The sequence below is a fragment of the Pseudomonas sp. D8002 genome (genome assembly GCF_013385695.1).
In the GTDB taxonomy this organism is placed as follows: Bacteria; Pseudomonadota; Gammaproteobacteria; order Pseudomonadales; family Pseudomonadaceae; genus Aquipseudomonas.
The window spans coordinates 181,574-194,501 of the sequence record NZ_JACAPM010000040.1 but is presented as its reverse complement, the minus strand read 5'-3'; the positions used below and the strand labels follow the sequence as shown (position 1 = coordinate 194,501).

Annotated in this window: 10 protein-coding genes; 3 read left to right on the top strand and 7 right to left on the bottom strand. The window is 63.9% G+C overall.

Features of this window, described 5'->3' with window-relative positions; translation table 11 throughout:
• Positions 1–142 precede the first annotated feature (142 nt).
• The gene (locus HX807_RS24470) at positions 143–1,384 is read left to right on the top strand and encodes an MFS transporter (protein ID WP_063026986.1); all 1,242 of its coding nucleotides are present in this window, start codon (positions 143–145) and stop codon (positions 1,382–1,384) included.
• Here HX807_RS24470 and HX807_RS24465 read toward each other — a convergent pair.
• The 4 genes from HX807_RS24465 to HX807_RS24450 all read right to left on the bottom strand — a co-directional run bounded on the left by HX807_RS24465 (position 1,381) and on the right by HX807_RS24450 (position 5,630).
• The gene (locus HX807_RS24465; RefSeq protein WP_008436635.1) at positions 1,381–3,564 is read right to left on the bottom strand and encodes a xanthine dehydrogenase family protein molybdopterin-binding subunit; all 2,184 of its coding nucleotides are present in this window, start codon (positions 3,562–3,564) and stop codon (positions 1,381–1,383) included. The genes HX807_RS24470 and HX807_RS24465 overlap by 4 nt on opposite strands.
• A complete protein-coding gene (locus HX807_RS24460) occupies positions 3,561–4,550 on the bottom strand; it encodes a xanthine dehydrogenase family protein subunit M (protein WP_177045455.1) in 990 nt (329 codons plus the stop codon). Before HX807_RS24460 ends, HX807_RS24465 begins: the two co-directional genes overlap by 4 nt.
• On the bottom strand, positions 4,547–5,071 hold the full coding sequence (locus HX807_RS24455; protein ID WP_003215562.1) for a (2Fe-2S)-binding protein: 525 nt from the start codon (positions 5,069–5,071) through the stop codon (positions 4,547–4,549). Before HX807_RS24455 ends, HX807_RS24460 begins: the two co-directional genes overlap by 4 nt.
• Positions 5,072–5,177: 106 nt before the next feature.
• Positions 5,178–5,630: a DUF4879 domain-containing protein gene (locus HX807_RS24450; RefSeq protein WP_177020966.1), complete on the bottom strand. Its 453-nt coding sequence runs from the start codon at positions 5,628–5,630 to the stop codon at positions 5,178–5,180.
• Between the two features lie 200 nt (positions 5,631–5,830).
• On the opposite strand from HX807_RS24450, the gene HX807_RS24445 reads away from it, so the two are divergent.
• Positions 5,831–7,126 (top strand): NCS2 family permease, encoded by a 1,296-nt coding sequence (locus HX807_RS24445; RefSeq protein ID WP_003215557.1) that lies wholly within the window; start codon positions 5,831–5,833, stop codon positions 7,124–7,126.
• Positions 7,123–8,202, top strand: coding sequence for a tRNA (uridine(54)-C5)-methyltransferase TrmA (gene trmA, locus HX807_RS24440; protein ID WP_177051335.1), 1,080 nt, complete (start codon positions 7,123–7,125; stop codon positions 8,200–8,202). The genes HX807_RS24445 and trmA overlap by 4 nt, the downstream gene beginning before the upstream one ends.
• Positions 8,203–8,365: 163 nt before the next feature.
• Here trmA and HX807_RS24435 read toward each other — a convergent pair whose 3' ends face one another.
• Genes HX807_RS24435 through HX807_RS24425 form a run of 3 tightly spaced genes read right to left on the bottom strand, consistent with a single transcriptional unit; the run spans position 8,366 to position 12,761 of the window.
• Positions 8,366–9,694: a TolC family outer membrane protein gene (locus tag HX807_RS24435; RefSeq protein WP_102369945.1), complete on the bottom strand. Its 1,329-nt coding sequence runs from the start codon at positions 9,692–9,694 to the stop codon at positions 8,366–8,368.
• Positions 9,691–11,022: an HlyD family type I secretion periplasmic adaptor subunit gene (locus tag HX807_RS24430; protein ID WP_003215553.1), complete on the bottom strand. Its 1,332-nt coding sequence runs from the start codon at positions 11,020–11,022 to the stop codon at positions 9,691–9,693. The genes HX807_RS24435 and HX807_RS24430 overlap by 4 nt, the downstream gene beginning before the upstream one ends.
• A complete protein-coding gene (locus HX807_RS24425; RefSeq protein WP_177051333.1) occupies positions 11,019–12,761 on the bottom strand; it encodes a type I secretion system permease/ATPase in 1,743 nt (580 codons plus the stop codon). Before HX807_RS24425 ends, HX807_RS24430 begins: the two co-directional genes overlap by 4 nt.
• Positions 12,762–12,928: the final 167 nt, after the last annotated feature.

The following is a 12,928-nucleotide window of genomic DNA, read 5'->3' as shown; positions in this document are numbered from 1 at the left end:
GAACCATAAGTGGCCGTTACCGAAGAAACGGATATGTACTCAGCCAGACTGAACATATCTCATACCCCCCAACCCACCACGCAACTATTGGTTACAAGTTGGTGATAACCTCACCGTTCCCCCACCCAGACCCGTCTCCCCGATGCCCAGTGAACCCGCGCTGCTGTTACGTCACCACCGCCCTTTCATCGCGTTCTGGCTGGCGCGGATCTTCACCGCCAGCGGTTTCCAGATGCTCACCGTGGCCATCGGCTGGAACCTCTACCAACTGACCGGCAACGTGCTGGACCTGGGCTTGGTCGGCCTGGTGGAGTTCGTACCGCGGGTACTGTTCATGCTGCACACCGGCCATGTGGCCGACCGCTATGAACGGCGCAAGGTCGCAGCCATCTGCCAGACCGTTCAAGCGTTGATCGCGCTATCCCTGGCAATCGGCGGACTGACCGGCAATGTCACCCGCGAGATGATTTTTATCCTGGCATTCCTGCTGGGCGCAGCCCGCTCGTTTGAAATGCCCACCACCCAGGCCCTGCTGCCGAGCATCGTGCCCACTGCACTGTTTCCCCGCGCCGTGGCGTCGTCGCAGTCGGCGCAGCAATTGGCCACCATCGTGGCGCCGGCGCTGGGCGGTCTGCTGTACGCCTTTGGCAGTGTCTGGGTCTACGGCCCCACGGTGGTGCTGTACCTGATCGCCTGCGTGCTGACCCTCAACCTGCCCGCGCGCCAGACGCCGCTGAACAAGGCCAAGGCGACCATGGATTCGTTGCTGGCCGGGATTCGTTTTATCCGCAGTCGGCCGGACATCCTCGGCGCGATTTCCCTGGACCTGTTCGCCGTATTGCTGGGCGGCGCCACGGCCTTGCTGCCGGTGTTCGCCAAGGACATTTTGCTGACCGGGCCGTGGGGCCTTGGGCTGCTGCGCTCGGCGCCAGCGGTCGGGGCGTTGTTGATGTCGTTGTGGCTGGCGCGGTTTGCCGTCGACCGGCATGTGGGGCGGATCATGTTTACGGCGGTCGGGGTGTTTGGCGTAGCCACCATCGCGTTCGGCCTGTCGACCTCGTTCTGGTTCTCCCTGGCGGTGCTGGTGGTATTGGGCGCAGCGGACATGATCAGCATGGTGATCCGCGCCTCGTTCGTGCAACTGGAAACCCCGGACGAAATGCGCGGCCGGGTAAGCGCGGTCAACGGGCTGTTTATCGGCGCGTCGAATCAGTTGGGCGAGTTCGAGTCCGGGATCACCGCCCACTGGTTCGGCACCGTGCCCGCCGTGGTCATGGGCGGCATCGGCACGCTGGTGGTGACCGGGGTCTGGATCAAACTGTTCCCGACCCTGGCCAACCGCGACCGCATGCATGTGCCGGTGGAAGAGCCCGCCAAGGTTTAGAAGACCTTGTCGAGGGTGACGGGAAAGTCCCGCACCCGCTTGCCGGTGGCGTGATACACCGCGTTGGCCACCGCCGCCGCCACCCCGACTATCCCGATCTCGCCGACGCCCTTGGAACCAAGGGCGTTGACGATCTCGTCGTGTTCTTCGACAAACAGCACATCTATCTCGCCGATATCCGCGTTTACCGGAATGTGGTATTCGGCCAGGCTGTGGTTCATGGAGCGACCCAATGCGTGATCGACCTGGGTCTCCTCATGCAACGCCATGCCGATGCCCCAGACCACCCCGCCGAGAATCTGGCTACGGGCCATCTTCGGATTGACCACCCGCCCGGCCGCAATCGCACTGACCACCCGGCTGACCTTGATGGTGCCCAGGTCCTCATCCACCCGCACTTCGACAAACACCGCCGAATGCGTGGCAGAGGCATAGCCTTCGCGCTGTTTGCCCGGCTCGCAATCCACCTGCACTTCCAGCGCCTGCTCGCCGCTGTCTTGCACCAATTGCGCCAGGGAGATGCGCTGGTCACCGGCGTGCATCTGGCCATTCTCAAACCGCGCCGACTCAGCGTCTTTGAACGCCGGGTACGTCTTGCGCGCAATGTCCAACAGCTTGGCGTTCAACGCTTCACAGGCCTGTTGCACCGCGCTGCCCACCGACGACACGGTAAACGAGCCGCCCTGCAACGGCGCCGTCGGCAGCGATGAATCCCCCAGCAGGAACGTCACATCGCCTACCGGCACGCCGCTGGCCTGGGCGGCGATCTGCGCCATGACCGTGTAAGTGCCGGTGCCGATATCGGTGGTGGCACTGCTGACCGTGAGCTTGCCGAGGTGGTCGATGCGTGCCTTGGCGCTCGCCTTCATTTGCAGGGCCTCCCACACGCCACCGGCCATGCCCCAACCGATCAGTTGGCGACCATCGCGCATGCTTCGCGGCTCCGGGTTGCGCTGGCTCCAGCCAAAACGCTCGGCACCTTCGCTGTAGCATTCGCGCAACGCTTTGCTGGACCAGGGCTTGTCTTCGTTCTGATTGCGCTCGGCATAGTTGATCAGCCGCAATTGCACCGGGTCGATGCCCAGGGCGCAGGCCAGTTCATCCATCGCGCATTCCAGGCCGATCACCCCCAGCGCTGCGCCGGGGGCGCGCATGTCCAGCGGTGTGAACACGTCCAGCGGCACCAGCTTGTAGGTCAGCAGCACGTTATCGCAGTGATAAAGCATGCCGCTCCATTCCACCACGTGTTCGCTGAAGTCCTCGAAGCGCGAGGTCTGGCCGATGGCGGTGTGGCCCAGGGCAAGCAAGCGGCCATTGGCGGCAGCACCCAGTTGCAGGCGCTGCAAGGTGCGCGGGCGATAACCGAAGGTGAACATCTGCTGGCGCGTGAGGGTGACGCGCACCGAACGCTTCAGGGCCAGCGATGCCATCACTGCCAGCGGCAACTGGTACTGCGGGCGCAGACCGGAACCAAAGGCGCCGCCGACGAACGCGGCGAAGATCCGCACCTGGCTTTTATCCAGGCCGAAGACTTTCTGCACATAGGCCTGGCAGTTCTGCGGGCCCTGGGTCTTGTCGTGGATATGCAGGGTGCCGTCCGGCTGATACAGCACGGTACTGGCGTGGGGTTCCATGGGGTTATGGTGTTCGATGGGCGTGCTGTAGTGCAGATCCAGGCTCGTGGCGGCGCCGGTCCATTCGGCCTGGAAGTTGCCGCGCGGCTTGGGCGGTGTTTGCGGCGACGGGTGCGCCTGCTCCTGCAAGGCCAGCAGATCGGTCTCGGCAGGCTCGGCGGCGTATTCGATCTGCACCAGGGAACCGGCGTGGCGCGCCAGCTCCAGGTTGTCGGCAATCACCAATGCCAACGGCTGGCCGCTGTAGAGCACGCGGTCGTTGTACAGCGGGCGAAACGGCGAGCCGTCGGCAGCATCGGCATCGGCGTAGCTGTCGTCGTAGCTGGCCAGTTTCGGGCGGTTGAGGTGATCAAGCACCATCACCACACCGGGCAGCGCCAGGGCTTGGGACGCATCAATGCGGATGACCCGGCCCTTGGCGATGTTGCTCGACACCACGCTGCCGTGCAGCAAGCCATCCTCGGGAAACTCACCGGCATAGCGCGCTTGCCCGGTGACCTTGAGCAGACCGTCGACCCGGTCCAACGGTTTGCCGATTGCGCTCATGACGTGGCTCCTGCAACAGCAGCATCGCTCAGGGCGCGAATGATCGCGCGGCGTGCCAGTTTGATCTTGAAGCCGTTGTGCTCCAGCGGCTCGGCGTCTAGGAGCAGGGTTTCGGCGGCAGTGCTGAAAGTTTCGCGGCTGACGGACTGGCCGATCAGCGCGGCTTCCACCGCGCGATCACGCCATGGCTTGTGGGCGACGCCGCCCAGGGCCAGGCGGGCGTCGACGATCACATCGCCATCCAGCTCCAGCGCCGCCGCGACGGATACCAGGGCGAAGGCGTAGGAAGCCCGGTCACGGATTTTAAGATAGTGACTGTGGGCAGCCAGGTGGTCGGCAGGCAACTCGATGGCGGTGATCAGTTCGTCGTCGGCCAACTGGTTATCCCGCTGGGGTGCATCGCCCGGCAGCCGGTGAAAGTCGGCGAACTCGATGACCCGCGCACCACCCCGGCCCTGCACATGCACCCGCGCATCCAGGGCGGCCAGGGCCACGCACATGTCCGAAGGATGGGTGGCGACGCACTGGTCGCTGGCGCCGAGGATCGCGTGGATGCGGTTCAAACCGACCCGCGCCGGGCAGCCACTGCCGGGCTCGCGTTTATTGCAGGGCACGGCGGCGTCATAGAAGTAGTAGCAACGGGTGCGTTGCAGCAGGTTGCCGCCGGTACTGGCCATATTGCGCAATTGCGGCGAGGCGCCGGCGAGGATGGCCTGGGACAGCAGCGGGTAGCGTTCCTCGATCAGCGGGTGCCAGGCCAGGTCGGCGTTGCTCACCAGGGCACCGATCATCAAGCCGCCCCCGGGAGTTTCTTCCACGTCGCGAAGTGGCAGCCCGGTGATATCAATCAGGTGCTCCGGGCGGCTGATGTTCTCTTTCATCAGGTCCAGCAGGTTGGTGCCACCGGCGATAAACCGCGACGCCGGGCTGACCAGGTGCACCGCCTCCTGCACGTCGGCCGGCTTGCTGTAATGGAAGGGATTCATTGCTCACCTCCCTGCACGCGGCACGCCGGCAAGGCTTCTTCGATGGCATCGCGGATGTTGTTGTAGGCGCCGCAGCGGCAAAGGTTGCCGCTCATCAGTTCCTGGATCTGCGCGGTGTCGTGGGCGCGGCCTTCACGGGCCAGGCCCACCGCCGAGCAGATTTGCCCCGGCGTGCAGTAGCCACACTGGAAGGCATCGTGCTTGATAAAGGCCTGTTGCATCGGGTGCAGGTCGTCGCCCGAGGCCAGGCCTTCGATGGTGGTCAATTCGGCACCGTCGCACATCACCGCCAGGGTCAGGCAGGCGTTCACCCGTTTACCGTTGAGCAACACGGTGCAGGCGCCGCACTGGCCGTGGTCGCAGCCCTTCTTGGTGCCCGTCAGGTCCAGTTGCTCGCGCAGCAGGTCCAGCAGGGTGGTCCAGGGCAATACATCCAGTTGGATGGGGTCCCGATTGAGGGTCAGGCGTATCGGATGACTGACGAACGGCTTGGCCGCCGCGCCATTGGGGGTTGCGCTCATAAACACCTCACGGATTGGTGTGCAATCGCGGCGTTCAGAAAAGTCGCCGTCTTAGCGGTCCGACTTCCGGAGTTTATGAGCGTTCAAGGCAATTGATGGGTGGCGATCAGCGAATGCCGAGGGTGGTGACCAACTGGTTGCGCGGTGGGTTGATCGAGGTGTTGCTGTACTGGAACGTGCCGCCGGCTTCGACATTATCCAGCTGGAACGTATAGATGTAGCCCATCAACGTTCCCGCGCCGCTGCATGGCTGGCTGATGGAACCCACCTGGCAGACGGCGGTGGTGCTGATACGGGGCACCGACGCGCCGTCGAAAAATGCCTGTGGGCTGTTGCCCAGGCCGACTTCCATCACGTACACCAGTGTCTGCCCGCGGTGCGTGCACATCTGGGTGCTGTCGGCCCGCTCGGGAATGGTTTCAGTGCACTTGGCCGACTGAACCTTGAATACCCGCACCTCGCTCAACGCCGGTGCAGGCGCGCCCCACGCCGGTGCCGCACCGAGCCACAGGCCGATGCAACCGAACAGAGCTAGACTCCAGGCGCTGGCTTTTTTCATGCTGTCGATGACCCTGTAATAAACGTCGGCGCAGTATGCCTCAAGGCCATGATCAAGCCTATGCGCCACTGGCCCTCGGCTGCTGGTATGATGCGCCGCTTTTTCCGATCCTCTCTGGAACCACAGGCGCTTGGCGCAGTTTGTGCTTTGACTTAGAGGTCAACAAATAACGACGCAAAATAGCGTCACAGGGAGCAGGCATGCTGGAAAAGCTGTTTCAACTCAAGGCACACAACACGAATGTGCGCACCGAGATTCTCGCGGGCGTCACCACCTTCCTGGCCATGGCCTACATCCTGTTCGTCAACCCGAGCATCCTCGGTGAGACCGGCATGGACAAGGGCGCGGTCTTTGTCGCGACCTGCCTCGCGGCGGCCATCGGTTCCACCGTGATGGGCCTGATCGCCAACTACCCGATTGCCCTGGCACCGGGCATGGGCCTCAACGCATTCTTCACCTACACCGTGGTCCTGCACATGGGCCACACCTGGCAAGTGGCGCTGGGCGCGGTGTTCATCTCGGCAGTGCTGTTCTTCCTGCTGTCGATCTTCCGCATCCGCGAATGGATCATCAACAGCATCCCGCTGCCCCTGCGCTCGGCGATTGCGGCGGGTATCGGCCTGTTCCTGGCGTTGATCGCCCTGCACAACGCCGGCATCGTGGTCAGCAACCCGGCCACCATGGTGGGCCTGGGCGACCTGAAACAACCCGCGCCGATCCTCGCCACCCTCGGCTTCGCGCTGATCGTTGCGCTGGAAGCCCTGAAAGTGCGCGGCGCGGTATTGATCGGCATCCTGGTGGTGACCATCGCCTCCATCGTGCTGGGCTTCACCCCGTTCGGCGGCGTGATGTCGATGCCACCTTCGCTGGCCCCGACCTTCCTGCAACTGGACATCAAGGGCGCCCTGGACATCGGCCTGGTGAGCGTGATTTTCGCGTTCCTGTTCGTCGACCTGTTCGACAACTCCGGCACCCTGATCGGCGTCGCCAAGCGCGCGGGTCTCATGGGCAAGGACGGCCACATGCCGAAAATGGGCCGTGCGCTGATCGCTGACAGTACGGCGGCCATGGCCGGCTCGCTGCTGGGCACCTCGACCACCACCAGCTACATCGAATCGGCGGCGGGCGTGAGCGCCGGTGGCCGTACCGGTTTGACCGCCGTGGTGGTCGCGATCCTGTTCCTGCTGGCGCTGTTCTTCTCGCCACTGGCGGCCAGCGTTCCGGCCTTCGCCACCGCACCGGCGCTACTGTTCGTTGCCGTGCTGATGACCTCGGGCCTGGCCGAAATCGACTGGGACGACATCACCGTCGCCGCACCGGTGGTGATCACCGCCCTGGCGATGCCATTCACTTATTCCATCGCCAACGGCATTGCCTTCGGTTTCATCGCCTGGACCGCCATCAAGCTGCTTTCGGGCCGCTACCGTGAGCTGAACCCGGCGCTGGTGATCCTGTCGATTCTGTTTGTGATCAAGCTGGGCTGGTTCAACGCATGACTTTTGACGCCGCAAGCTACACCTTTCAACTGGAAGAAAAGGTCACGCGCCTGCGTGACCTGCTGGCGCCGTTCGACGCGCCAGAGCCTCAGGTTTTCGACTCGCCGTTGCAGAACTTCCGCCTGCGGGCGGAGTTCCGCCTGTGGCGCGAAGAGGGTCAGCGCCACTACGCAATGTTCTCCCAGGACGACAAGCGCACACCGATCCTCATTGAAGAGTTTCCGATTGCCAGCCTGCGCATCAACCAATTGATGCCGCAACTCAAGGCCGCCTGGCAAGCCAGCGCCGCCCTGAGCCACAAGCTGTTCCAGGTGGAGTTCCTCACCACTTTGGCCGGCGACGCGATGATCACCCTGTGCTATCACCGACCGCTGGACGAGCATTGGCATACGGCGGCGAACAAGCTGGCGGCAGACCTGAACGTCAGCATCATCGGCCGCTCCAAGGGCAAGCGCGATGTGATCGGCCGCGATTACGTGGTCGAGAAACTCGACGTCGGCGGTCGCACCTTCAGCTATCGCCAGCCTGAAGGCGCGTTCACCCAGCCCAACGGCACGGTGAACCAGAAGATGCTCAACTGGGCATTCGAAGCCCTGGGCGATCGCAGTGACGACTTGCTGGAGCTGTACTGCGGCAACGGCAACTTCACCCTGCCCCTGGCCACTCGCGTGCGCAAAGTGCTGGCCACCGAGATCAGCAAGACTTCGGTGAACGCGGCACTGAGCAACCTCGATGAAAACGCGGTGGATAACGTCACCCTGGTGCGTTTGTCTGCCGAAGAGCTGACCGAGGCCTTGAATGAAGTGCGGCCGTTCCGCCGCCTGCACGGCATCGACCTCAAGAGCTACGAGTTTGGCAGCGTGTTCGTCGACCCGCCGCGTGCCGGCATGGACCCGGACACCTGCGAGCTGACCCGGCGCTTCGAGAACATCCTGTACATCTCCTGCAACCCGGAGACGTTGGCGGCGAACATTGCGCAACTGCATGACACGCACCGGATTACCCAGTGCGCCATGTTTGACCAGTTCCCGTGGACGCACCACATGGAATCGGGTGTGTTGTTGACCCGGCGTTAAATCCCCAGCACTGCAAAAATCAAAATGTGGGAGCCGTCGAGCTTTAGCGAGGCCGCGATGGCGGTGGGTCAGACAGAAAAATGTCATCAGCCCCGCCGCCATCGCAGCCTCGCCAAGGCTCGACAGCTCCCACAGTGGATCGGTGTGTTAGCCGATATAGCCATCATGCCGATGGCTGGAAATACCCCGCCAACGCCCGCAGGTCCTGCTCGTTCAGCAACCCTGCAAAATACTTCAGTTGTATCCGCGCCAGCAGATACGCATGCCGCGCATCCGCCAGGTCGCGGCGTGCCGTGAACAGTTGCTGCTCGGCATCCAGCACATCGAGGTTGACGCGCTCGCCACCGGTCACGCTTTTCTTCGTCGCCGTCACCAGGGCGGTGGCCGAGCTGACCGCCATTTCATACGCCCGCACTTTGGCCGCGCCGCTGGTGTTGAGGTTGAATTGCTTGCGCAGTTCGATCAGCGTCCTGGCGGTCTGCGCGTCCAGTTCATATTGGGCCTGGGACAGTTGATTGGCGGCCTGGCGCGTCGACGCCGACACCGAGCCACCGGCGAACAGCGGCAGGCTGACCTGGATGCCGACGCTGTTGGTGTCGTACTTCTGGTTGTAGCTGCTTTCCGAATCCGAGCTGGTCTGGCGGCTGCTCGCATACAGGCTGACCTTGGGCATGTGCCCGGCGCGCTTGCGCTCCACTTCGTATTCGGCGACGTCCAGCGCGTGGTGCTGGGATTTGAGCTCCGGGTTGTTGGCCATCGCCATTTCCCGCCAGGTCTCGAAACGGTTGGGCTCCAGCGGCGGGATCTCGAACTGGCGAGTCAGCGGCGCCAACTCGTCTACCTGCAACGGCTGGCCCACAATCGCTTCCAGCTCGCGCAAGGCTGCGTCCTGGGTGTCCAGGGACTCGATCTCTTCGGCCTGGGCCAGGCTCAGGCGTGCCTGGGTTTCCAGCACATCGGTGCGGGTGCCCTCGCCGCCCTTGAGCAGCCGTTCATTGAGTTGCAGGCGCTCGGCATACGCGCGTTTCTGGGCGCGGCTCAGCTCGATCCGCTCCTGGGCCAGCAACGCCTGGCTGTAGGCGCTCAACACCCGCACGGCCAGTTCCTGGCTCTTGCTGCGAAAGCGTTCATCGGCAAACAGCGCCTGCGCTGCACCCTGGCGATAGCGCGCATAGGCTTCGTAATCGAGCAGCGGTTGTTGCAGGGTCAGGGTCGAGGCATAGCTGCGGTAATCGCGGTCGCTGGTGACGTTGCCCACCGCCGTCGACTGGGTGACTTCGGACTCATTGCGCGAGTTGTTGTAGCTCCAGGACAGGTTCGGCAACAGCCCGGCGCGGCCGATGATGCGGTTTTCCTCGCCGGCCTCGCGCTCCTGGATTGCCGCCTGAAACGTCGGGTCGTTGCGCAGGGCCAAGTCATAGGCGTCGAGCAATCCCAGCGCCTGAACCGATCCACTGCAGGCACAACACAGACCGAATAACAGCGCCTTCATTCTTCCACCAACGCCATGTGAGTCCGATCCAGCAAGGGTTTGAACAGGTAGTTGAGCATCGAGCGCTCACCGGTTTTGACGAACGCTTCCACCGGCATGCCCGGGCGAATCTGCAAGCCGTCGAGCTGGCGCATGCCAGCTGCACTGACCTGGGCGCGCAAGGTGTAATACGGCTCATCGGTGCGCTCGTCGACCTGGCGGTCGGCCGACACCAGCGTCACTTCACCGGCAATGCGTGGGGTGGTGCTCTGGTTGAACGCCGAGAACAGCAACTCCACCGGCAAGCCCGGGTGCACCTTGTCGACCATCTGCACCGGCACCCGCGCTTCCACCAGCAGTGGTTCGCCCTGGGGCACGATGTCCATCAGCGCCTGGCCGGGCTTGATCACGCCGCCTTCGGTGTACACCTCCAGCCCCACCACCACGCCAGCCGCCGGCGCGCGCACCAGGCTGTTGGCCAGTTCGAATTCGGCCGAGGCCAACCGGTTGCGCAAGTCGTCGCTGCGGGTGCGGGTTTCGGCCAGTTGGCCGCGCAGGTCTTTCTGGAAGTCTTCGCCGAGCTGGCGGATGCGCAGGCGCAGTTCAAGGACTTGCCGTTGCAACTGGCCGATGCGGCCGAAATCCTCGGCAATCGCACCGTCGAGCTGGGCATACAGCCGTTCATTTTCCAGCAGCCGATTGCGCGGAATGTAGCCGTCCCGCGCCAGCTCGCGCAGGCCTTGCAGTTGTTCATTCATCGCGGTGCGTTGCAGCACTTTGCTGGCCTGGGATTCCCGGGTGCCGCGCAATTGTGCCTCGGCCCCGGCGATGGTTTCCCGCAGGCCTTGCTGCTCCGTGGCCAGGGCCTGGGCGCGACTGCTGAACAGTTGCCGTTGCAGGCTCAAGGTGGCGGCGGCCTCAGGCTCGTTCAGCAGTTCGGGACCGAAGACGATGGCCGACAAGCCTTCGCTCTCGGCACTCAAGCGCGCTTCGCTGGCCCGGGACGCAATGAACTGGCTGCGCAAAGACTGCATCTGCCCGCGCAACGGGGTTTCCTTCAGGCGGATCAATACCTGGCCGGCGCTCACCACCTCGCCATCGCGCACCTCGATCCGCTCGACGATCCCGCCCGCGGGGTGCTGCACCGTCTTGCGGTGCCCCGACACCATGACCTTGCCGGACACCGCCACGCCCTTGTCCAACGGTGCCAGCGCGGCCCAGCCCAGGAACCCGGCAAACCCGCCGAGCACCAGCAACCAGCCCAGGCGCGCGTATTTTTTATCGTCCAGCGCCAGCACGTTGTTCACCGGCGGCACGCTGTTGTCCGTCACAAGCACAGGTCGGCTCATGCTTTTTTTCCTTCACCGAGGCGGTAGCTCATGCTCATCGCCGACACCGGTTTGGGCGGCGCGGTCGCCGGTTTCTGCGTGGCCTCCAGCACCCGCGCCGTGGGCCCGAACGCCTGCAACTGGCCGTCCCGCAGAATCAGTAATTGGTCCGTCAACGCCAGCACAGGGGTCTTGTGGGTGATCAGCACCAGCGTGCGACGCTGCGCCTTGAGCAAGGTGATGGCATGGAGCAAGGCCTGCTCGCCGGCCTCATCGAGATTGGAATTGGGCTCATCCAGTACGATCAGCGCAGGCACGCCGTACAGCGCTCGCGCCAGCGCGACACGTTGCTTCTGCCCGCCGGACAACCCGGCACCGCCCTCCCCCAGTTGGGTGTCGTAGCCTTGGGGCAACTGCAGGATCAGTTGATGCACGCCGGCCATTTGCGCGGCAGCGAGCACCTTGTCCGAATCCACGGTGCCGAAACGCGCGATGTTGTCGGCGATGCTGCCGGCGAACAGCTGGATGTCCTGGGGCAGATACCCAATGTGCGGGCCGAGTTGCTGCTTGTCCCATTGCGCCAGGTCCGCGCCGTCCAGCCGCACCTTGCCGGCCAAGGGCGCCCAGGCCCCCACCAGCAACCGCGCCAGGGTCGACTTGCCGCAACCGGAAGGCCCGATCACGCCCAGCACGTCACCGGCAGGCAGGCTGAACCCGAGGTTGGCCAACGCAGGCCGACGACTGCCGGGCGCACACGCGCTTACCTGTTCGACCGTCAACTGGCCGCTGGGCGCCGGCAAGCTCATGCGCTCGGTGCGCGCCGGGTTGGCCGCCAGCATCAGGGTCAATCGCTCATAGGCCAGGCGCGCCGAACTCCACTGTTTCCACACGCCGATCAGCTGGTCGATAGGGCTCAGTACCCGCCCCATCAGGATCGAGCCGGCGATCATCATGCCCGGCGTAATAGCCCCCTGCACCGCCAGCAATGCGCCCAGACCGAGGACCAATGACTGCAACGCCAGGCGTACGCCCTTGGACCAGGCACTGATGGCAGCGGTCTTTTCACTGGCCAGGTTCTGCGCCGCCAGAAACGCCTGGTGCTGGGCAAACCAGCGCGCACGCAGGGTTGCCAGCATGCCCATGGCTTCGATGGCTTCGGCATTGCGCAGGTTGGCCGTGGCCTGCTGGCTGGCGCTGATCGACAGCTGATTGGCCTGAGTCAACGGTGCCTGGCCGATGTGCTGGTTGGCCCACGCCAGCGCCATCAGCATCAGCGCACCGGCCAGCGCCAGGACGCCGAGCCAGGGGTGGAACAGGAAGATCACCAGCAAGTACACCGGAAACCACGGCGCATCAAAAAATGCGAACAGCGCCTGGCCGGTGGCGAACTGGCGCAAGGTCGTCAGGTCGCTCAACGCCTGCCCGGCCGCCTGGGTGCCGCCCTTGAGTTGCGCCTCGAACGCGGCGTCGTACACCCGCTGGTTCAGGCGCATGTCCATCTGTGTGCCAAGGCGGATCAACACCTGGCTGCGCACCCACTCCAGCGCGCCCATCAAGCCGAACAAGCCAAGGATCATCAGCGTCAGCATCAACAGGGTCATCGAGTTGCCGGAGGCCAGCACCCGGTCGTAGACCTGCAACATGTACAGCGCCGGGGCCAGCATCAACAGGTTGATCACTGCCGAAAACAAGCCAATGTTGAGGAAGCCACTTTTATAGGCCGTGAGAGCGGCCAGGGTTTCGTTGCCGGCATGGCGCATCGAGGGAGTCTCATGGGGGAAATCGGGAAGCGCCGCCCGCGTTTGACACGCCGCGCGCCGCTGCGCAGAATTTGTCACCGCCGTCGCCCTGGCCTTCGAAACTCACGGCGACGACGGGGTTTACGCAGCGAATGGGAGAGCGATCTTCCATTCGCTTTTTTCATTGC